The organism is Zhongshania sp. (assembly GCF_047636175.1).
Taxonomy (GTDB): Bacteria; Pseudomonadota; Gammaproteobacteria; order Pseudomonadales; family Spongiibacteraceae; genus Spongiibacter.
Genome location: NZ_JBLIKC010000004.1, coordinates 18,144 through 38,193, shown reverse-complemented (window position 1 = coordinate 38,193; position 20,050 = coordinate 18,144). Strand labels below are relative to the sequence as shown.

Here is a 20,050-nt window from a genome sequence, read left to right as displayed (position 1 = left end):
GCGCAGCATCTTCAGATTTAAAAAACACCTGATCGCTTTCCCAGTTAGTTATATTCTAAAAACTGAATGCCTTATGGGGTCTTCAAGACGCCATTCGTTTTATACGGCTTTTTGATTCAACTCCTAGTGGGTGGCTTGCTTTTGCGAACATGATTCAAAACCGAAACTGGAACGATTTTTCTGACCCGAAAGCCTTCAATCTCTCTACGTTCGATTATACGATCTAAGCGGCGTTCAATAGCGCATAGATTCTTAAAATCGTTCAAAGCAACAAATGAGACGGCTTCACCGGTGGCGCCGGCGCGACCCGTGCGGCCTATGCGATGGATATAGTCTTCTGGTTTAAAGGGTAGGTCGTAATTAACAACGCGACTAAGCTCGCCAATATCTAGACCGCGGGCGGCAACTCCCGTGGCCACTAAATATTTTAGTTCACCGGATTTGAAATCTGCCAAAATCTTCTCACGCATGGCCTGGCTTTTGCCACCATGAATGGCATCTGCTTCAATGTCGCGTTTTGCAAGCTGAGCGACGAGTTTAGCCGCGCCATGTTTTGTCTCGATAAAAATCAGCGCTTGGTCCCATTTCTGATCGTTAATTAAATGACTCAGCAATGCTGACTTGGTGTCTTTATCTACAGTGATTAACCACTGATCTATATTGGCTGCGGTTGATGCCCGCGATGAAACCGTTATCTCGACGGCTGCATAGCTCATTTTGCTATCAGAAAATTCATCGGCGAGGCCGCGAACGTCATGGGTCATGGTAGCCGAAAACAATAGATTCTGACGGGTGTCAGGTAAGCGCGCGATGATCTTGTAGATATCATCAATAAAGCCCATATCCACCATTCTATCCGCTTCATCTAATACCAACACTTCAAGCTCATCAAAATACAGTGCACGCTGATGCGCTAGGTCGAGCAACCTGCCTGGGGTGGCCACCAAAACATCAATGCCTTCCATTAAGCGCTGCTTTTGCGGTTCAGAATCAACGCCGCCGTAAACAGCCAGAGAGCTTAGGTTTAGATATTTACTGTAATTAGCGACATTCTCGGCCACCTGAACCGCTAATTCACGAGTAGGGGTAAGAATAAGCGCACGTATGCGTTTACCACGCAATTTACGCTCTTTATTAAAGGTCTCTAGAATCGGTAGAACAAACGCCGCGGTTTTGCCGGTGCCGGTTTGAGCGGTGGCAATTAGGTCTTTACCAGAAAGAATAATGGGAATGGCTTGTTGCTGGATGGGGGTAGGACTTGTATAAGCCAAGTCTGCAATAGCTTGTAGAATGGGATTACTTAATCCAAGGTTTGAAAATGGCATAGTGGCCCGAATAGTTTGTCGTAAAGTGAGTGCCGCGCAGTATAGCTTAAGGTCTTGGCCTGCAGTGCGTTCATTATCGCCAGTGAGGTATTGTGCCAATTATATTACCTTAGAACCCGAATGACGTTTTACTCGCCGACCTAGGGACTAGTCGCTTTTCGCGGGGGATGCTCTTTAAATGAAGTGGCTGAAGGTTCAGGATAGAGTGATGGCTTACTTTTTATGCGCTGCACGATCTTGATTTTGCTGGGAATTGTTTGCTGTCCTAACGCATTAGTCTTTAATATTTTGGTACTTAGTGAACTGTAAGATTCAATCAAAGCTTGATACGCTGCCTTCGAATATGCGAATAAATCCAGGAAACTTAGTGATATGAGTCCGCAGAATCTCGTTTGGTTGAAGATGGAGACCAATGATACGCCAATGCATTTAGGCGTCTTGGCGACCTTTAAAATACCCGCTAAAGCGGATAAAGACTATCTGAGCGATCTAGCGACGTCTTTGCGCGAGGCCGGCGAGGCTGTCGCGCCTTGGAATCAGCGGCTTAGTTTTTCTGGTGAAGGTATTCTTGGCTCGCGCTTCCTTAAGGATGACCATTTTAGTCTAGATCATCATTTTCGTCACTCGGCATTACCTCAGCCCGGTGGTGAGAAAGAGCTGGGCATCTTGGTATCTAGGTTGCACAGTAATCCTATCGTTAGGGATGGTCCGCTGTGGGAACTGCATTTAATTGAGGGCATAGCGGGTCGTCGCTACGCCTTTTATTTAAAGGTTCATCATGCGCTGATAGGAGACGTAAATCTCCTCGAGACCTTTATGGCCAGCCTGTCAACGACGGCTAGGCAGCGAGATGTAAGGCCTATCTGGACACTGCCATTACCCAGTAAACAGGGTGAGGAAGATGAGGCTAGCGCTAGCGATGGTATTGATCAGTTCAAGAGCGCAATAAAACCTTATACATTTGACGCGCTAAAAAATTCAGTTTTTCAACTGCCAGCCCTCAGTGCGCAGTTTTCAAAGAATGCACCTCGCTCAACGCTGAATAGAAAGATCAACGGTCAGCGCCGATTTTCGACCTTTCATATTGAACTCGCTCGCATTCAAACTCTGGCAGACGCCACCCAAAGTGATAGGAAGCAGATACTCATCTACCTCTGCGGTACAGCGTTGCGGCGGTTTTTCAAAGAATATAATTCACTGCCGGACGAGTCACTGATTGCCATGGCACCAGTGTCAGTATCTGCTCTTGGTGATACTGAGTCCGTCAGAGTGTTAAAACTTCTACGGCTGCCATTGGCAACGAATGTTGGTGACCCTCTTTCACGACTTGAAGTGGTAAAGGCGTCTTTGAGCAAGGCGCGACAAGTGGCTAGAACTCTGCCTACTCCGCTTTCAGACGGCTATAACATTGTGCAATCGCTCAATATGTTTTCCAAGCAGCTTATGGGTGTTGGTCGGTTTGTACCAAAAGGCTTTAACCTGACGATTTCTAGCACCGACGGTTGCGACTCTGCTTTATTTTTGAAAGGCGCGCGCCTGGAAACAATTTATCCAGTGAATCATTTAATGCAGTTCAACGCTCTTAGTATTGATTGCGTGAACTATGGGGGGGCTTTAAATGTTGGTGTGGTGGGCGCGCATGACACCCTGCCACATTTGCAGCGGATTGCAGTCTATCTAGGCACGGCGCTGAATGAATTAGAAGAGCTGGTGCTTGGGAATGAGGTTGTGTCATGAATAAAATAAGTAGCACTATATTGCGAAGAGTCTTGCTACTGAATAAGCGTTTAGCAGAATCAACTTCCATTGGCATTGACTGGTTGTTTAATCGCGACACCTTGATTCAATCAGGACGTACCTGGTTCGAACTTGTTCATGACGGTGACTTAATGGCGGTGCGCTATTACGAGTTGCCCGGTGAAACTGAGATTAAAATGAGCGATGGCACCATAATGCCAATTCGGCGGCGTAAACACGCAGTGCCTCTAGTGCTCGTACCCCCGCTTGGGGTTACCACCGAGACCTTTGATCTGTTGCCCGAGCGCAGCTTGGTTCGCTATATGGTAGCAGCGGGATTTAAAGTATATCTAATCGATTGGGGCAAGCCGGGGCATCAGCATGCCCACTTAGGCTTAGTTGAATATTCCTTCGATATGATGGGCTTGGCTTTATCCAAAATCAGAAAGCACTCAGGTAGCGAGGATATCTCGCTGATGGGCTGGTGTATGGGCGGGCTATTAAGTTTGCTATACCAAGGACAGGCTAAAGATCCCCATGTACGAAATATAGTCACCGTTGCAAGCCCCATTGATTTAGGCACCGGTAGCGGCGTGCTTGGCGCCGTCGCATCGGTGGCTCAAGCCTTGGATGGCCCCGCACAATTACTAGGTAGCTATTCAAAGTTGCGATTGAATACCCTGGATCCAGCATTGCTGTCGCTGCCGGATTGGGCGACTACCTTGGCCTTTAAAGCGACCGATCCGATTGGTAGTGTGACGGCTTACTGGGATTTAGTGACGCGGTTATGGGATAGAGAGTTCGTGAAATCCCATTCAACCACCTCTGATTATCTTAATAATATGCGTCGTTACCCTGGCGGCGTAGTCAAGGATATGATTAAAGGGGCTGCGATCGAAAACCTATTGGCAAAAGGTAAGATGCCGATAGGGGAGAAAATCGCAGAACTCGATAGCATTGAATCTAATTTGCTGGCTTTTGCTGGTGAATCTGACTATTTAGTCCCCTTAGATGCGGCAGAAAAAATCATTGATGTGGTTGCCTCTAAAGACGCAAGTTTTAGAGCGGCGCCTGGTGGTCACATGGGTGTCATTATTGGTAGTACTGCACCCGCAGTTGTTTGGCAGCAATCAGCCGACTGGCTCAAAAAACGCTCAGGCGTAGCAAAACTGATCGCAGAAAAATAACGATGTAAAGATCAGCCGATCCCAGCAAAAAGGGTGATGCCCGGCCGGGTTTGGGGACTCTGCGCCACCGCACATAAACTCCCGCCGACTTTACTCGGCGATAGGCGAAACCTCTGAACTTAAATTTAGCAGATGTATTTCTTCGCGAAGCCCTGTAGTTGTTCAATTTTAGCTTCCACGGTTTCCGTGTCCGGCTTGCGGTCATAGGGGTTGCGAAAGCCGATATGACATTCGCCCACGTTTTTCTCAAGGCACGTGGCAGGCTTCAGAATCTTCCGGCCAAGGGCTTAGACCCACAGCAAAATCGAAGCGATTATTGCTGAGTATAGCGAGGGTGGATGTTTGCTATGCCACCACCACCACTGGCTGGCGCACAGCGAGTTTTTAAATGCCGGTATTAAAGCGAACGCGACTGGTGAGAGCTGCTAAAAAAGGAATCGCGACCATGGGCTCAGCAAAGGGTAGGTCCTTTAAAAGCTCTCTGGAACCATCGCCGTTATAGGGGTATTCGCTGGATGAGTGCTCTGGATAACAGAGGCTGTCTGGAAACGAAATACTGCTGAACCCGGCCTCTTCCGCTCATGATCCTTCCCCGAGCTGGAAATAATTTTGGCTAAATACTCCAGAAGATAATCCTGAAGTGGCGGCTCCTACACCCATTGACGAATTCTTAAATACCCTGCGCCGGGGTACGCCTGCAACAAAAATTAGGGTTCGATAAATACAGCCGCCAAAAGACAGAAATATGTCAGTTTTTGAAAATTCAACATTATTAAGCTCAGTGAAATTGGGGCGTATTGAGCTTGCTAATCGCGTTGTGATGGCGCCGATGCCCCGTTCCCTCGCCGACGTAATGGGTGACATCTTTAATGCCTTAATAAAGGAATACTATCGTCAGCGCGTCGGTGCCGGCCTGATTATTACCGAAGGCACTCACCCTAATGCTGAGGGCAAAGGATACTGTCGCACCCCTGGTTTGTATAACGATGCCCAGCAAGAGGCCTGGGCTGATATTTGCGCGGCAGTTCACGGCGAAGATGGCAAAATTGGTCTGCAGTTAATGCACTGCGGTCGCTTGGCCCACCCAGCGAATAAAATTGCTTTAGATGGCAGTATTGCTCGCGGCCTTGCGCCCTCAGCAGTGGCAGTTAAAGGTAAGGTGAGGGCATGCAGGACTTTGTGATGCCAGAGGCCATGACCCAGAGGGACATTGAACAAACTATTGCTAACTCGGTGGCCGCGCCCGGTCGAGCCTTCGCCGATAGTTTTGACGGTGTGGAGCTGCACTGCACCAGTGGCTACCTACCCGCTCAGGTTTTATCCACTGGCACTAACCAGCGAACTGACCAATATGATGCTAGCCTGCAAAATCGCCTGCGTTTTGTATTGGAGTTGGTGGCCGCAATAGCGGCGGTTGATGGTGCGGATCGGCTGGGTATACTTACCTGTCCTGGCAATCCCTTTAATGATCTGGCGGACGACAATAATCAGGAAACCTTTGCTGCCATACTTCAAGTGCTCGATCCACTGGGTCTAGCGTATTTATACGTTATTCGTGTGCCAAAAATCCAAGACAATGTGGCTCTGGGCAAGGCCAACTTTAGTGGTCCGTTAATACTGAACGAAAGTTATAATCAGCAAGAGGCTGCAGCAGCGCTCGTTACTCCCCAGATTGCCGGGAGATCCTTCGGCCGTGCATTTATCGCCAATCTGGATCTAGTGCATCGCTTTCGGCATGCCTTGCCGCTGAGTAATATCGATCCGGCTACACTGTATACATTCGGTGCTAAAGGCTACTGCGATTATCCCGTGTCCCTAGCATAGTGGTGTTGGAGACGATGCTTGGCATCCTTGCTTACGAGATATAGCTGATTTGAGCAACACTGGCTCCGTTGCTTTGCACTGAATTCAACTGGCGAAGCCCATTTTAAGTCGGTAACATCGTCAGACAATGCATTAAAAAATGAGTATTCACATGAGTGAAAAAATGAATGAGTCTGATTTAAACGCACTGAAAATTGCGTTTACTTATATGCCCAAAGCCATTGAAGTCACTAAATACGAGTATGGCGATAGTCACCAAAAAGTACTTGATCATATTGAGGCGGTCAGAGAAGTCTTGCTTATTAATGACGTTGACCCTGACGAGGTTTATGGTGAAGTAAATCCTGAGACTACGCCTAATTCAACATATTAATTTATTGGTTTTAAGCGCTGTTTTTTGAACTATATTGTAGATGTTTGCGTATGCTAGCTCTAACTTTAAGGTGGTGAGCGCTGCTAATAAGTAATGCAGTCTAGATCTTGATTCCCGTGTGGCCGAAGGCAGTGGTAAATTCCTTAAGGCGATTAATATCCTCGGGATAATATTGGCAGTCATCCAGATTTTAATTTGAAGGTGCTCATTCACTAGTGAATGAGCACTTTAGTCGTGCTTAGCCACTCCGTATATTACATTGCATCCACAAATAGGCATGCTTACTCGTCTCGGGTATGCTATAGGGTATTGCAGTCGCCCGTTAATCCCCCGCTAATAATAAAGAGTAGTATTATGAGAAAAAAGATTTTTACAAAAAAAGCTGATGCCGAGGCTGTCACCGAGGGTAGAGATCTCCGCGGTAAGACTATTGTTATCACCGGTATCAATTCAGGGATTGGCCATGAAACCATGCGGGTATTGGCATTGCGTGGCGCCCATATCATTGCCTGCGCTCGCAGTATGGAGAAAGCCCAAAAAGCCTGCGACAGCGTCATTGGTAAAACGACTCCGGTGGTCTGCGAGCTAAGCGACATGGCGTCGGTAAAAAATTGTGCCGAAACTATTCAGGCCCTAAAGATTCCTATCGATGTCATCATCTGCAACGCCGGTATTATGGCCTTGCCGACACCACAGGTAAAAGACGGCCTAGAGCTGCAATTTTTAACCAACCATATGGGCCATTTCCTGCTGGTATATTCGCTTCAGGAGCAGCTAAAGTCAGCTGATAAAGCACGTATTGTTATGCTTTCGAGCGCCGGACACATGGCTGCTAGTAAACACGGCATTGATTTTGATAATCTTGATGCCGCTAAGAGCTATGGCGCGTGGCAATTTTATGGGCAGGCAAAGCTCGCTAATCTATTAACCGCCATTGCCTTTAATCGACATCTAGGCGAGGCCGGCGTTACTGCCAATGCCATCCATCCTGGTGTTATTAACACCAACCTTGGTCGCGATGTCGGCGGTCTAATTGGTATCGCCATGAAAACTGCGCTGGTTAGACGACTACTCGATATGTCTATTGCCAAGTCAATTCCGCAAGGTGCTTCAACGAGCTGCTTCGTTGCCACCCACCCCTCACTGGATGGTATTGGCGGCCGTTATTTTGCTAATAATTCCGAAGCAAAGCCGACTAAACTCGGTCGCGATGAAGAATTAGCGGAGAAGTTGTGGGCTTACTCGGTTGATTATCTGGCACCATATATTAAAGTCGCGTAATTTTAATCGGTCTGCAAGTGGGCTCGCCATGCGGCGATAAGTCGCGGTGGGCCAATATCAATCTGTTCGTTAGTTAGCATCTTTGACAAGAGCCCCTTCATCAAATTTGCTGTCAGGGCCGAATTGGCAAGGAGGGGTTTCAACTATAAAGAAACCGAGACCAAAGCTCTTAGTTTCCTTATGCAAGTCAGAGACTTATTTGTAGTGGTCAACTATTTCCGGACAGTTTTTTAAGTTGTTTTTCCTTCATCACCGGCGTTAACCCATTGTTGTGCCAATGAGGCCCCTGCTCGTTGTAGTGCGTCATCAGATAATAGCTGATTTCTTTCATCGCTTGATCTAAGTTCTGGTAACCGAACTCAGGTACCCATTCACTTTTTAAACTCCGAAACACACGTTCCATTAGCGCATTGTCCCAGCAATTGCCGCGACGACTCATACTCTGAATCATCCGATACTGCCATAAACGCTAGATGGTACTCTAGGCTGCTGTATTGATCCTGTTACTCAGTTTCTGGCGCTTGTAATACGTTGAGGCAGATAACTCAAACAGCGCGCATAATAGAGTGACTGGCCATTGCTTACTTAACGAGACAATCAGCGCTTATATTTGAACTCGTCCGTTACTAAGAGCGCCGTAGCCTTTTTTAAAATCTCTTTCTCTATTTTCAGACGTTGAATGCGTTTTTACAGCTCTTGAATCTGACGCTGATCTGGCGTCATAGCCTTGCTATCAATTGGCGTAATGCCTTCTCTTTCTTGGCTGAGCTACTTTACCCAGCGCCGCATCGCAGTCGCCCCAACCCCCAGTGCCTGACAGGCTTCGGATAGGGAATAACGTTTGTCGGTTACTAGTGATACAGCTTCCAGCTTGAATTCTGGCGTAAAGGGCGGGCGTTTCTTGCTCATAGACACCTCGTTGCTGGCGTTAGTCTAACGCCTTGTAGAGTGTCCGGAATCATTAAATCACTACACTAAGTCATGGTCAGTTTTACTTGGCCGCTACAATGGTGTCTCCTCGGCTTTCGGGTTATGATTCGACCGTTCATGTGTGTGTTTTTATTCATAGTTAATGATAGATAAATACTATTTTTGTATGGTTTTTGCTTGTCTTTTTAAGTTATGAGACAGGTAGTTAAGTGACTGCGGGGCACGTCACTGGCCTTGTTGCTAAAGTTGTTTCTGCGTTGGCGTTAACCAAGATAGTGCACCCATAATAATAACAGTCCCTACGAAGGGCATAGAAAAGGTTTCCTATGTATATACTCGGCTTAGCCTCGTTTTTTAAAAATTACTCCACTGTCATCAACGCTTCTCATTGTGCTGGCAGATCACGCTCTATTAATACCAGTGTTTCCTTGCTGCTTTTGTCTGCGCTGGTCTCGTCGCCGATTAATGCCGCTCAACTGGAGGAGGTAGTGGTGACTGCGACCATGCGCTCCGAAAGCCTGCAAGACGTTCCAGTGTCGGTTAATGCCGTGGGTGGTGAGAAGTTATTTGAAGCGGGCATCGACAGAATTGAAGACTTGGCGGCCTATGTGCCCAATCTCACCATGTCGGAAACTGCTATCGGTACCAATATTTATATTCGCGGCATTGGCTCGGGCATAAACCAAGGCTTTGAACAGTCGGTGGGTATGTATTTTGATGGCGTCTCCTATGGTCGCGCCCAGCTGTCGCGATCGCCGTTTATGGACCTGGCGCGTGTAGAAGTATTGCGAGGTCCCCAAAATATTCTGCAGGGCAAGAACAGTATTGCTGGCTCACTTAATCTTATTAGCGCAAAGCCCGGACAGGAATTCGAGGCCCTGGTCTCGGTTGTTCATGAGCCCAGTCACGGGGAGGAGGTCTACGATTTCATGGTGTCGACGCCAGTCTCTGACACTTTTGGGCTGCGGGCCTCTGCGCGAGTAAAGCGTTTAGACGGTTATATGGAAAATCTCACTTTGAATCGCAATGAACCAAATCGTGACGAGATGACCCTGCGACTGGTACTTGATTGGACCCTCGGTGATAACACCAGCGTGATGTTTAAAACTGAGCAGAGTATTTTTGATGGTACCGGGAGACAGATAGAAATTGTTAACGACCGGCCTTCAGTGCGCCCGGTAACACCGGGTGCTCAGGGCGATGACTTTAACGGTCGCACCTATGCAGAGATGTTGGATGAAACCAATTTGGTGATCGGCGGTGTGGTGATTGGTGGTCAACCTGTTGGCGCAGTGGTGATTCAAATTGACGAAGACAGTTCGGTGCTGAATAACTACCAAGATTTAAAGCGTTCCAATAATGGTGACTTCAGCAATAACAAAGTGGGCGCCCATATTCTAAAGATACAGAGCCGCGTGAATGACCATGAGTTCACGTCAATATCGGCTTTTTTGAACTACGAGTTCACTGAAACCTGCGATTGCGATTTTACTGGTGGTAATTTGTTCAAGTTAGATTTGGCAGAAGACTATGAACAGTACAGCCAAGAGTTTCGTTGGATCTCACCGCCCGCTGAAAATTTTGAGTTTATTGGTGGCCTGTATTTGCACAAAAGTTCACTAACTTTTAAAGACGGCTTTTATATTGATCGCAGCTGGACTGCTATCCCTGAGTTGCTAAATGCCCTGGATTATTCCGATGCCTTGGCGGCCCTACAGGCGGGCAACCTAGAGGGTCTCGGTGGTAGAGGGTCATTTCCACCGGGCGATGCAGGAGATATTGTTGCCGGTTTGCACGCCAAGCGAGACTTCACCACAGAGGCGTTCTTGGCATCCACGTTTCTACAAACTACCTGGCACATCGCTGACACGCTGCGCTTAACATTCGGCGGTCGCTATTCCTATGAAGAAAAAGAAGGCGGTCGTTACTTCGACTTTTTTGACCTCGATACTGGCCAGCGTCGCCCCGAGGGCGAGTTGGACGTGATCACCAGCAGGACCTTTCTCAGCGAACGCCACGATTTGAGCGGCGAACGTACAGAAGACTTCTTCTCGCCTATTTTAACGGTGCAGTGGGAGGCGACTGATGAATCCATGGTTTACGCCACACTGACGCGAGGCTTCAAATCTGGTGGCTACGATGCACGCTCGAATTCATCCCCGTCACCCGACGATGCAATTAAAGACCACGACAATAACCCGCTGACGCCGGACTTAAATACGCGCAATATTGTGGGTAGCTTTGAATTCGATCGCGAGGTGGCCAATAGTTTTGAAATGGGTGCCAAGAACACCCTGTTCGACGGTGTGATGGAGCTCAATGTGGCATTTTTCTACACCGAATACACCGATCTGCAGGTCAGTGTATTTGATGGCACGCTGGGCTTTAATGTCGGCAATGCCGGTGAGGCGCGGACAATGGGGATTGAATTGGATGGTCGTGCCGCGCTGTCTGAAAACTTGCTGGTCAGCTTTTCCATGGCCTGGTTGGACTTCGAATTCACTGACTACGAAAATGGTCAGTGCTACCAAGACCGGGTGAATGCCGGCCGTGGCTATTCAAATAATGCGCCGCTTCCCGACTCCTATGTCGATGGCGTGCCGTTCTGTGATTTTAAAGGTAAGACCAACCAGTATGCTGCGGATATCAGCGGTAACCTCGGTTTTGTCTACAGTCTTGAGTTGGGCCGTAGTTGGGAGATGCGCAGCGGCTTGGATTTCGTGTTTACCTCGGCGTACAACCCCACGCCGAATCTCGACCCGAGTATGGAGCAAGACGGCTATGTAAAAGTAAACGGTCGTTTGGGATTCGCACATATAGATCGGGGATGGGATATCGCTCTTGTGGCTAAAAACTTGACCGACGAGCGCACCATTGGCTACGCCAGTGATACGCCTCTAGCGAATAGTAATCTCGGCACGGTGGGTCACTATGCTTTCGCCGACCGTTCGCGCAGTGTGGGCCTACAGATATCCAAGCGCTGGCGCTAGGGGCTTTTGACTGCGCCTGCTGAAGTTCAGGGTCGGTGAGTCCCATTATTGCTCCTACTTGGGGGTAACGTGTTTTGGATGCGGTAGTTGCCCCCAAATATGCCCCTAAGTATGCGTGGTGGTTGTTCTTGGGTGACGTGGTTCTGTACGCTGCCATTAAGCACTTTAATAGGTGCTTTTTTATCAGCAGGCTCAGTCATAGCGCGTCCGCTAGTTTTTAGGAAGGCAAAATGAGTAGAGGATTGCGAGTGTTGTTCGATTCTAGGTGTCGAATAGCAGTCAAAATGGGTTCACGGATTTCATGCGTAAATGACATTTTTAATTTCAAATTTGGCCTGGATTATGCTGGCCCGGATTTTGTTACCTATGCCCAAAGTTTCGGTGCCCATGGATATCGAATACAAACCGATGCACACTTTCAACAAACCTTGGATACCTGTTTAACGAGGTCCGGTGTCCACCTTATTGAATTGCCCGTGGATTACTCACTCAATCACGAAATCCTCAACGTCTTGCTTAAGGAGAAAACATGTCAACTGTAAAGACAAGAAACATCCTGAAGGTACTACGACCTTATGATCTAAGCGTCATTCGTGAATTTCCTATGGATTCGACCTAAACGGTCAGATGATTAAATCCAAATTTGTGTGGAGTAAATATGTCGACGGTGTTGTCAGTGTTTCATCCAGAGGGGTGGCCAGTTAACTTGATTCTTATTTCCGTAGGTTTTAATCTTTTAATAGTCGGATTTGGAATCTGGGTATGGTGGCGCGGCGCCGGCCAGCTGTCACTTGCAAAACACATCGGGCTTGCGCATGAGCGTTGCGTAACGCAATTTGAAAAATTACCAATCAAACAGGGCGATATTGTATTTCTTGGTGATTCGATTACTGAAGGCGGCGCCTGGCAAGAAATGTTTCCAAATGCTTCGGTGCGAAACCGAGGTATCGGCGGAGACACTAGTGACGGCGTACTAGCGCGTGTGCATCAGATTAGCTCGGGAAAGCCGGCGCAAGTGTTTTTGATGATAGGTAGCAACGATCTTGATGTCGCTGATAGATCAGAATCAGAGATTGTAGCGAATATTGTAGAAATTGTTGAAAAGCTAAAAAGCGCATCGCCGAAGCCGATGGTTTATGTGCAAAGCGTACTGCCGCGCGAAAAAGATTTTCGGGTGAGGGTGGAATCACTGAACATTGCCATAAAGACCGCTATAGCTGGCAATGCGGTGTGGATTAATTTGCATCAGCTTTTTTTGGATAAATCAGACGGCGCAATCCTGAATGAATTTAGCAACGATAAGCTTCACCTGACCGGTGAGGGTTATATGGTGTGGCGTGAAGCAATTATGGGTAGCATTGCGGGACACCCCTGAACATATCTATGTGCGATGTCGCAGACTGCGGTCTGCAGCCGGCCTCACTCGATTGGCCAGCAACTCCAAGCTATTCATTTGGCCGTCGCCGACGGCTCATTCCAGAATGTCTTTTCGACTTTTGTTCGCGCGTTAATTTTCTGTCTTGTGGCCCTCAATGCGGTCAAGAGTGAAATCTTCTAGACAGCAGCCGAGGCGCTGAAGCGTGCACAAAGTGTGCTGCATTTGGAGGAAAACTGTATGACTTTTCGCTTGTATTGCATTTTCCTGTCGACGGATCTCTAAATATTTTTAGCCGATCGGGGCGTCTTGGTGTAGTGCCGAACAGACTCGTTGCCGAGCTGACAATGGGCTCAATATATTACTAGCGCTTGGTTTACCTAGATGCCCAACCGCAGACCACTAAGGTGGTTTGCTCTAGCGTCACATTAGCGTTCAGTCCCTGAATTTCAAATCATCAGCTATCTAGCAAACCCTGGGAAGTCCACATCGAAATCTGCCCTTATAAATCTATTTCAATAATGCTGCTTAGATTTATACCTTGTTGTTCATGGCTTTCTTTTTTAGGTACAGCACAACAGATTAAAATCTCACCGACTGCTGGAATGGCTTTTGGCTTAGTACGGTATGTCACATCTCCAGACACTAATTTCACGGCGCAAGAGCCGCAGGCGCCGGTACGGCATCCGAAGTTGGGGCTTAGTCCGTGCTGTTCTGCGACTTCCAGTAATGTCGCATCTCCCGCAGTCCACCTTTGCTCAAAACCTGCCTTCGAGAACTTAATAATTGCTTCCTCTGCTTCAGTATCTAGTGGCGGCAAAACGACGTCGACATCGAGCCGACGAGTCAATGCGGCTGGACCAAACTCTTCGGCAAAAATACGTTCATCAATAACCCCTAAGCTGCGGATGTCATCATATATCACCTGCATAAACGCTGGCGGCCCGCAGAGGTAAAAATCGTAGTCATCAATCGCTAGTACTTGGCGAAGAACGTCAGCTGTAATATAGCCACTTCCACTAAAATCAATACCGGCATCATCACTCACTGTGGGTTTAGTGATAAATGAGTGATAGCGAATACCGCCACCCGACTGCGCTTCTATTTCTTTAAAAGCGTCACTAAAAGCGCGTTCGCTAGTGGTTCGCGACACCTGCAGTATGGTGGTTTTTCGTAAGCTACGGGTTCGCAATCCCTCATGTAATAGGTGTGCTGCCATCGAAATCATGGGTGTAATACCCACACCGGCACCGATTAAAACGACAGGGCGAGCTTCACTGGCGTCAATAAAAAAATCGCCTCTAGGTGCCTTAAGTTCAACTATGGAACCTATGCTTAAGGTGTCATGCAACACTCGCGATAGGTGGCCTTCTGCTTCGCGCTTAACGGAGATTCTATAGTAGTCCTCGCCAGGTGCGGATGATGCAGTGTAGGTTCTAATAATTGGCTTCTTCTCGCCCGGTGGCGTTATACGGATTGTTAAAAATTGCCCGGCTTTAAACGGTAAAACGCCATCCTTGTCTGCGGGCTTAAAATAAAACGAGCGAATTAGACTACTTTCATCTTCGACTCTCGTCAGCGTAAAAGGACGCCACGCCTCACGCTTTGCTTCGGCATTTAATGTCGCATGAGCTTGACTCCAATCACCGGTCATCAACGAGTTAGGTGAACAGCCCTTCATAGACGCTCTAAATGGTAAGGCATCTTTTAACCTTAGCCCATGATTCACGGTGAACCGCCATCCCCGTTCCGCACCTTTAAAAGCTCGGACTTGCGCGTCATTTTCCCACAATAACTCGACGACGCCGGTTAACATTAAAATGTCACCGCTTGCGAAATCGATAAAAACTAAACCAGCTTTTGGATTTACTAAAAAATTTCCAAGGGTATTGAAATGATAATTGCCAGGAAAATCAGGAATTGTTAGCGTATTTCCGTCTACTTTCACAAAGCCCGAGCGGCCACCGCGATGCGAGACATCGACACCTTCAATCTCAGGACGTTGTTTTGTTTGTATATAACTCGATACAAAGAATGTATCCGCATTGCTGATCATATCGCGTGCTTCATCATCGAGCGCAAGCAATGATGTGGTGTTTTTCGAATCGACCGTATGAGAATTGATGATGCGTGGGTCGCGAACAAAATTAATATCCCAATTTTGTATATATTGTGGGCAGTTACCAAAAGACTGATCAACCTTTATCGAAAATCCTGAGCTATCCGCATGTTCAATACGACCGTTTAAACGGTTTCGGCGCCGAGCCATCATTTCGATACCCAGTAAGCCTATCGGAGAACCTACTGTTTTTAAAACCGGAGCCAGTGGGTTAGCTGATGACAAGGCTGCGTCAACAGCCAATGTGGTCGAATCAGGTGACCGCATAAACCCGGGATTACCCGATAATAAAGTAGCCCATGGCCACCCGCTATCATCTACCCCGCCGACAACTATAAAAGGTAACTTTTCGTAAAACTGGCGATGCTGGTCCGGTATGAAAGAACGAATAACGCGCCGCCCAAAGTCTTTCATCGCATCGAGCTTACCTACGCGGCTTTGTATTTCCTGCTCTCCATAATGAAATGGTGATAGCACCGCTGTTTGATTAATTTCACCGACAGCTCCCTTTTGCATAATAACGACCTCTCAGTACCTATTTGGAGTGAGCAGAGAATTTATTAGCTCAATATTGCTTACCACTAGCTCATCACAAATACCCATCTTGAAGCCCGAGCTAGCAGTAAGAGACGTACTAGGTAAGTGGGCAGCTATGCTGCCAATCCTATTTTGGTGGCTTGCATGGGGACAAAACCTTTTAAGCTCTCCATGTTTTTTAACCAGCGTCGGACGTTTGGATAAGGCGCCAAAGAAACGTCGCCTTCTGGCGCATGAGCAACGTAGCTGTATATAGCAAAATCAGCCAGAGTGATTTTATTAGCCACCAAAAAGTCGACTCTAATGAGATGCGTTTCTAGTTTACCCAACACTTTTTCCGCAGTAGCTTTAGCAAACACTGGATCGATTTTGGCTTTAAACACATTAATTAATCTTGCAGCGCCTGGGCCATAAGAAATTTCACCGGAAGCCATAGAAAGAAATCGATGCATCTCTGCTTCTTGCTGGGGATTTTGCGGAATGAACGACGGCGCATATCGCCGGGCAAGATATACAAGAATCGATATTGAATCGTGTACAACAATATCGCCGTCCTCTATAACAGGGACTACACCCAATGGATTAAGGGCAAGAAAAGGTGCCTGCTTATGCTCTCCTGCTGGAAGATCAACATGGACAATTTCGTGCGCAATACCGGCGACGCTAGCGAATAACTGTACTCGATGTGCGTGGCCAGAAAGTGGGAAGCTGTGAATTTTTATAGCATTAGACATGATGTATTCCTCATAACAATGGTTTGGTGTGCGAGGAAATAATAGGGCGACCCGTAACTGGATACAATATTGCATATTATGGAAACATTATATCCATTACGAGTACAATAGCGGTTACTAACGACGGAGCGGACTAGTGGATACGATTGAAAGTATGCGTATTTTTATTGCCGTAGCGGGGCAAAAATCATTTACAGCAGGTGCGAAACAATTAGGTATTAGCACTAATCTGGCGAGCAAGCATGTACGGCAGTTAGAGACGCGCCTGAATGCGCAGCTATTTCATCGCACCACTCGGCGCGTAACCTTGAGTGATACCGGTGTCGCATATTTTGATCGCTGCGTGCTACTAATTGATCAATTTGATGAGCTCGAAGGAATAGTACAGGAGCGACAATCCGAATTAGCCGGGCCTATTCGCATTACGGCGCCGACAGGGTTTGGAGCTGGGGAATTAGTTGAAGCGATTGTCCCTTTCCAAAGGGCGCATCCTAAAGTTGCTATTAATCTCTACCTCTCAGATCAAAATGTCGACATTCTAAATGGCGGCTTTGATCTCGCCATTCGCTTTGGCCCACTGCAAAGCTCAACGCTTATTGCTCGTAAGTTACTAACGATGCCATTGGTGGTGTTTGCATCACCGGATTATATTAGTAATTATGGGGAGCCGGCACATCCCAGCGCGCTATCAACCCATAATTGCTTATTACAAACATCGTCAGCGGATCCAGAGCATTGGGAGTTCACACTTCAAGGGAAAGTAGAGAAGTTTTGCGTTGGCGGATCTTTTACTGCAAATTCTCCGCGAGCAGTCGTAAATATGGCTGTCGGGGGCCTAGGTATTGGCCGCTGCCCATTTTATGCTGCGGAACCATTTCTTAAGAGTGGTAAGCTGATATTGTTGTTTGAGGATAAGATTACCAGCGAATTTAATTTGTACGCGGTGTATCCCTCGGCTCGTCATTTAACGGCTCGTATTAGAGCACTAATAGATCATCTGGTGACTGTGCTTGGGTGATTCCAGCTCAGCATGAAGTCGCAGATTTATCGCAATTTGGTAATCAATCCAATCAACGCTTGAGATATAGCCCTTAGCCTAACTCAACTTAGTGATTCTTTATCGGCACCAAAATCCAATAATCGGAGTAAGTCAGTGGAAATAGATGAAAAGAATTCCATAAAGCTACTGACAGAGTGACTTCGCCATTCAGTAGAGTGACTTTTTTTCCAGTAAATTCTATATGGTTCATTTCGCGCCCTCTTTTTTAACTGAATATTTACAATATAATTGATCGCTAATAATTTGCTGTCGACACATTAAAAAGAGTGTCCGACCCGTTAACAACCAAGCCAAGGCTTGCCAGCCGCTCAAAGGCGTTGGGTATGATCAACGTTCCAAACTGTATTGCCAAGTTAACTCACAGTTTCTGCTAATGTAGGGGTATGAGCATATACAAGCGTCACCGGTTTCCCCGCGATATCATTGCTTATGCAGTATGGCTTTATCATCGTTTCAATTTGAGTCACCGCGATATAGATGATTTACTGGCCGAGCGCGGGATCATTGGTAGTCGTGAGGCTATCAGGCTCTGGTGCATCACATTCGGCACTATTTACACGCGCCTATTGCGACGGAATCACCGGGGCTATGGTGATACGTTTTACATTGACGAAGTTTTTATATCGATCAATTGGACTTCCCGGCGTTTACTAGAAGTGGGCTGATTCCACTATGATAGACTGAGGAAAATGTAATGCCTGAAATTACCTTGCTTGGCTGGATACACACAGTAATTGCAATCGTTGTCCTGCTCGCCGGGTTTTACACCTTGGCTGTTCACAAAGTGATAACGCCCACACAAATAATAGGCCAAGTGTATCCGGTCTGCACAACAATCGCGGCGGTCACTGCGCTAATGATCTACAAGGACGAAGGGTTTGGTACTGCGCATTTTCTGGCTATACTAACCTTGTTGGCTTTGGTTGCGGGATTTCTCGTTACAAAAATTACGGCGCGTTCTGCGATGGCAGATTATTTTCGAGATTTCCGGTTCTCGAGTACTTTGCTTTTCCATATGATTCCCGCTTTCACCGATGGGCTACTCCGCCGTCCCGTTTTGACTAATGCTGAAGATCCTTTACTGAAATAATTTTATTTGAGTTTTGTGGTGATTTTTCTAGTTGGCTACATTTGTCAGTTTGTCTGACTTAAAAATCGCAAGCAATCAGACGCCGTCTAAAGCGGCATTCATCATTAAGGATATTTATCACTATGAAAAAAGACCGTGAATTAGACATCGTTGTATATGGCGCAACCGGTTATACCGGAAAACTGGTCGCTGAATATCTCAGCACCCAATATGGCGTCGGGGGGGACGTATCTTGGGCTATGGCTGGGCGCAGCCAGGAAAAGCTCGAAGCTGTGCGTGCCGACCTGGGCATATCCGCCAGCCTACCCTTGATAGTGGCCGATGCGAGTGACCCGGCATCTATTGCCGCTATGGTCGATCGTGCGGCAGTAGTGCTGACCACAGTCGGGCCCTACCAGCTTTACGGTTCTGATCTGGTTGCTGCTTGCGTCAAAGCTGGCACAGACTATGTCGATCTATGTGGCGAGCCCAACTGGATGAACGAAATGATCGCCGAACATAACGAAGCAGCCCAAAAGAGCGGTGCAAGAATCGTTTTCTCCTGCGGCTTCGATTCGATCCCTTTCGACCTAGGCGTATTCTTTCTTCAAGAGAAGGCCAAGGCGCAATTAGGTAAAGCCCTTCCCCGAGTCAGAGGCAGAGTCCGCAGCATGAAAGGTGTGTGGTCAGGCGGCACATTAGCCAGCTTCAAAGCAACCATGGCGGCAGCGTCGAAAAATCCTGAGCTGATAGCGGTCCTAACAAACCCGTTCGCCCTTACCCCCGGCTTTACCGGAGCAGAGCAGCCCACCGGGACGAAGCCCATGTACGACGACGTTCTGGGAAGCTGGGTTGCCCCCTTCATGATGGCGACCATCAACACCAAGAATATCCATCGCACCAATTTTCTGCAAAACCATGATTACGGTGAGGGTTTTGTCTACGACGAAATGTTGATAACAGGTCCCGGCGAGGAAGGTGAAGCTATGGCTAAAGCTGTGGCCGGAGATACTTCAATGGCCACTGACCAAACGCAACCCGGCGACGGTCCGACTAAAGAGCAGCGGGAAACAGGCTACTACGACATATTATTTGTCGGCGAAACACACGATGGGAAAATATTACGTGCAGCCGTTAAAGGCGACATGGATCCCGGGTACGGCTCAACCTCTAAAATGATAACGGAAGCAGCCGTATGCCTTGTGAAAAATCCAACGCTTGGCTCGGGCGGTATTTTGACACCCGCTGCTGCCTTGGGTGGGCATCTCATTGAGCGACTGCAAACCAATGCAGGGCTCACTTTTCAACTAGAGGAAAATTGATCGCGAATAGAACTAACTGCGGTAAGGCCTTGCTTGTGGTATCGAGCTGAGCGGATGAAGAACACTTTAGCAAGCCTTACCGCTGTCTCGCTTTGACCCAAAGAATACTTGATCGCCGTGATATCTTCGATGCTCTGATAACTGGCTGTGTTACAGATTCTTGAATCATTGCCAATAACGAGTCAGA

At 47.5% G+C, this 20,050-nt stretch carries 17 protein-coding genes and 1 pseudogene; 13 read left to right on the top strand and 5 right to left on the bottom strand.

The window, feature by feature from the left end:
* Nucleotides 1–116: 116 nt before the first annotated feature.
* Nucleotides 117–1,424, bottom strand: a complete 1,308-nt coding sequence (locus tag ACI955_RS03090) for a DEAD/DEAH box helicase (RefSeq protein ID WP_415242272.1) — start codon at nucleotides 1,422–1,424, stop codon at nucleotides 117–119.
* A gap of 273 nt (nucleotides 1,425–1,697) precedes the next feature.
* Between ACI955_RS03090 and ACI955_RS03085 the strand changes: the two genes are divergently transcribed.
* The 6 genes from ACI955_RS03085 to ACI955_RS03060 all read left to right on the top strand — a co-directional run bounded on the left by ACI955_RS03085 (nucleotide 1,698) and on the right by ACI955_RS03060 (nucleotide 7,727).
* Nucleotides 1,698–3,062, top strand: coding sequence for a wax ester/triacylglycerol synthase domain-containing protein (locus ACI955_RS03085; protein ID WP_415242271.1), 1,365 nt, complete (start codon nucleotides 1,698–1,700; stop codon nucleotides 3,060–3,062).
* Nucleotides 3,059–4,249, top strand: a complete 1,191-nt coding sequence (locus ACI955_RS03080) for an alpha/beta fold hydrolase (RefSeq protein WP_415242270.1) — start codon at nucleotides 3,059–3,061, stop codon at nucleotides 4,247–4,249. The genes ACI955_RS03085 and ACI955_RS03080 overlap by 4 nt, the downstream gene beginning before the upstream one ends.
* Nucleotides 4,250–4,994: 745 nt before the next feature.
* Nucleotides 4,995–5,432 (top strand): hypothetical protein, encoded by a 438-nt coding sequence (locus ACI955_RS03075; protein WP_415242269.1) that lies wholly within the window; start codon nucleotides 4,995–4,997, stop codon nucleotides 5,430–5,432.
* Nucleotides 5,417–6,073 carry a hypothetical protein gene (locus ACI955_RS03070; RefSeq protein ID WP_415242268.1) on the top strand — a complete coding sequence of 219 codons (657 nt, stop codon included), beginning with the start codon at nucleotides 5,417–5,419 and terminating at the stop codon, nucleotides 6,071–6,073. Before ACI955_RS03075 ends, ACI955_RS03070 begins: the two co-directional genes overlap by 16 nt.
* Before the next feature lie 163 nt (nucleotides 6,074–6,236).
* On the top strand, nucleotides 6,237–6,446 hold the full coding sequence (locus ACI955_RS03065; RefSeq protein ID WP_415242267.1) for a penicillin-binding protein: 210 nt from the start codon (nucleotides 6,237–6,239) through the stop codon (nucleotides 6,444–6,446).
* A gap of 354 nt (nucleotides 6,447–6,800) precedes the next feature.
* Nucleotides 6,801–7,727, top strand: coding sequence for an SDR family oxidoreductase (locus ACI955_RS03060; RefSeq protein ID WP_415242266.1), 927 nt, complete (start codon nucleotides 6,801–6,803; stop codon nucleotides 7,725–7,727).
* A gap of 208 nt (nucleotides 7,728–7,935) precedes the next feature.
* Here the strand turns inward: ACI955_RS03060 and ACI955_RS03055 are convergent.
* Both ACI955_RS03055 and ACI955_RS03050 read right to left on the bottom strand, forming a co-directional pair.
* Nucleotides 7,936–8,196: pseudogene (locus tag ACI955_RS03055) on the bottom strand (integrase core domain-containing protein); the annotation flags it as partial.
* Nucleotides 8,197–8,495: 299 nt separating this feature from the next.
* Entirely contained in the window at nucleotides 8,496–8,636 is a 141-nt protein-coding gene (locus tag ACI955_RS03050) for a transposase (RefSeq protein ID WP_415242265.1), read from the bottom strand.
* 347 nt (nucleotides 8,637–8,983) lie between these two features.
* On the opposite strand from ACI955_RS03050, the gene ACI955_RS03045 reads away from it, so the two are divergent.
* The 3 genes from ACI955_RS03045 to ACI955_RS03035 all read left to right on the top strand — a co-directional run bounded on the left by ACI955_RS03045 (nucleotide 8,984) and on the right by ACI955_RS03035 (nucleotide 13,022).
* Nucleotides 8,984–11,647: a TonB-dependent receptor gene (locus tag ACI955_RS03045; RefSeq protein WP_415242264.1), complete on the top strand. Its 2,664-nt coding sequence runs from the start codon at nucleotides 8,984–8,986 to the stop codon at nucleotides 11,645–11,647.
* A gap of 230 nt (nucleotides 11,648–11,877) precedes the next feature.
* A complete protein-coding gene (locus ACI955_RS03040; protein WP_415242263.1) occupies nucleotides 11,878–12,189 on the top strand; it encodes a thiamine pyrophosphate-dependent enzyme in 312 nt (103 codons plus the stop codon).
* A 116-nt stretch (nucleotides 12,190–12,305) separates the two neighbouring features.
* Nucleotides 12,306–13,022 (top strand): GDSL-type esterase/lipase family protein, encoded by a 717-nt coding sequence (locus ACI955_RS03035; RefSeq protein WP_415242262.1) that lies wholly within the window; start codon nucleotides 12,306–12,308, stop codon nucleotides 13,020–13,022.
* 502 nt (nucleotides 13,023–13,524) lie between these two features.
* Here ACI955_RS03035 and ACI955_RS03030 read toward each other — a convergent pair.
* Entirely contained in the window at nucleotides 13,525–15,657 is a 2,133-nt protein-coding gene (locus ACI955_RS03030) for a pyridoxamine 5'-phosphate oxidase family protein (RefSeq protein WP_415242261.1), read from the bottom strand.
* 134 nt (nucleotides 15,658–15,791) lie between these two features.
* Nucleotides 15,792–16,412, bottom strand: coding sequence for a glutathione S-transferase family protein (locus ACI955_RS03025; protein ID WP_415242260.1), 621 nt, complete (start codon nucleotides 16,410–16,412; stop codon nucleotides 15,792–15,794).
* 136 nt (nucleotides 16,413–16,548) lie between these two features.
* Between ACI955_RS03025 and ACI955_RS03020 the strand changes: the two genes are divergently transcribed.
* The 4 genes from ACI955_RS03020 to ACI955_RS03005 all read left to right on the top strand — a co-directional run bounded on the left by ACI955_RS03020 (nucleotide 16,549) and on the right by ACI955_RS03005 (nucleotide 19,863).
* Complete coding sequence (locus tag ACI955_RS03020) at nucleotides 16,549–17,430, top strand: LysR family transcriptional regulator (RefSeq protein WP_415242259.1); 882 nt, start codon at nucleotides 16,549–16,551, stop codon at nucleotides 17,428–17,430.
* Between the two features lie 425 nt (nucleotides 17,431–17,855).
* Nucleotides 17,856–18,137 carry a hypothetical protein gene (locus tag ACI955_RS03015; RefSeq protein ID WP_415242258.1) on the top strand — a complete coding sequence of 94 codons (282 nt, stop codon included), beginning with the start codon at nucleotides 17,856–17,858 and terminating at the stop codon, nucleotides 18,135–18,137.
* A 29-nt stretch (nucleotides 18,138–18,166) separates the two neighbouring features.
* Nucleotides 18,167–18,562: a hypothetical protein gene (locus ACI955_RS03010; RefSeq protein WP_415242257.1), complete on the top strand. Its 396-nt coding sequence runs from the start codon at nucleotides 18,167–18,169 to the stop codon at nucleotides 18,560–18,562.
* A gap of 122 nt (nucleotides 18,563–18,684) precedes the next feature.
* Nucleotides 18,685–19,863: a saccharopine dehydrogenase family protein gene (locus ACI955_RS03005; protein ID WP_415242256.1), complete on the top strand. Its 1,179-nt coding sequence runs from the start codon at nucleotides 18,685–18,687 to the stop codon at nucleotides 19,861–19,863.
* The last annotated feature ends 187 nt before the right edge of the window (nucleotides 19,864–20,050 follow it).

Coding starts and splice junctions, on each gene's coding strand:
- ACI955_RS03085 (WP_415242271.1), top strand. CDS start 1,698: ATGAGTCCGCAGAATCTCGTTTGGTTGAAGATGGAGACCAATGATACG.
- ACI955_RS03080 (WP_415242270.1), top strand. CDS start 3,059: ATGAATAAAATAAGTAGCACTATATTGCGAAGAGTCTTGCTACTGAAT.
- ACI955_RS03075 (WP_415242269.1), top strand. CDS start 4,995: ATGTCAGTTTTTGAAAATTCAACATTATTAAGCTCAGTGAAATTGGGG.
- ACI955_RS03070 (WP_415242268.1), top strand. CDS start 5,417: ATGCAGGACTTTGTGATGCCAGAGGCCATGACCCAGAGGGACATTGAA.
- ACI955_RS03065 (WP_415242267.1), top strand. CDS start 6,237: ATGAATGAGTCTGATTTAAACGCACTGAAAATTGCGTTTACTTATATG.
- ACI955_RS03060 (WP_415242266.1), top strand. CDS start 6,801: ATGAGAAAAAAGATTTTTACAAAAAAAGCTGATGCCGAGGCTGTCACC.
- ACI955_RS03050 (WP_415242265.1), bottom strand. CDS start 8,636: ATGAGCAAGAAACGCCCGCCCTTTACGCCAGAATTCAAGCTGGAAGCT.
- ACI955_RS03045 (WP_415242264.1), top strand. CDS start 8,984: ATGTATATACTCGGCTTAGCCTCGTTTTTTAAAAATTACTCCACTGTC.
- ACI955_RS03040 (WP_415242263.1), top strand. CDS start 11,878: ATGAGTAGAGGATTGCGAGTGTTGTTCGATTCTAGGTGTCGAATAGCA.
- ACI955_RS03035 (WP_415242262.1), top strand. CDS start 12,306: ATGTCGACGGTGTTGTCAGTGTTTCATCCAGAGGGGTGGCCAGTTAAC.
- ACI955_RS03030 (WP_415242261.1), bottom strand. CDS start 15,657: ATGCAAAAGGGAGCTGTCGGTGAAATTAATCAAACAGCGGTGCTATCA.
- ACI955_RS03025 (WP_415242260.1), bottom strand. CDS start 16,412: ATGTCTAATGCTATAAAAATTCACAGCTTCCCACTTTCTGGCCACGCA.
- ACI955_RS03015 (WP_415242258.1), top strand. CDS start 17,856: ATGAGCATATACAAGCGTCACCGGTTTCCCCGCGATATCATTGCTTAT.
- ACI955_RS03010 (WP_415242257.1), top strand. CDS start 18,167: ATGCCTGAAATTACCTTGCTTGGCTGGATACACACAGTAATTGCAATC.
- ACI955_RS03005 (WP_415242256.1), top strand. CDS start 18,685: ATGAAAAAAGACCGTGAATTAGACATCGTTGTATATGGCGCAACCGGT.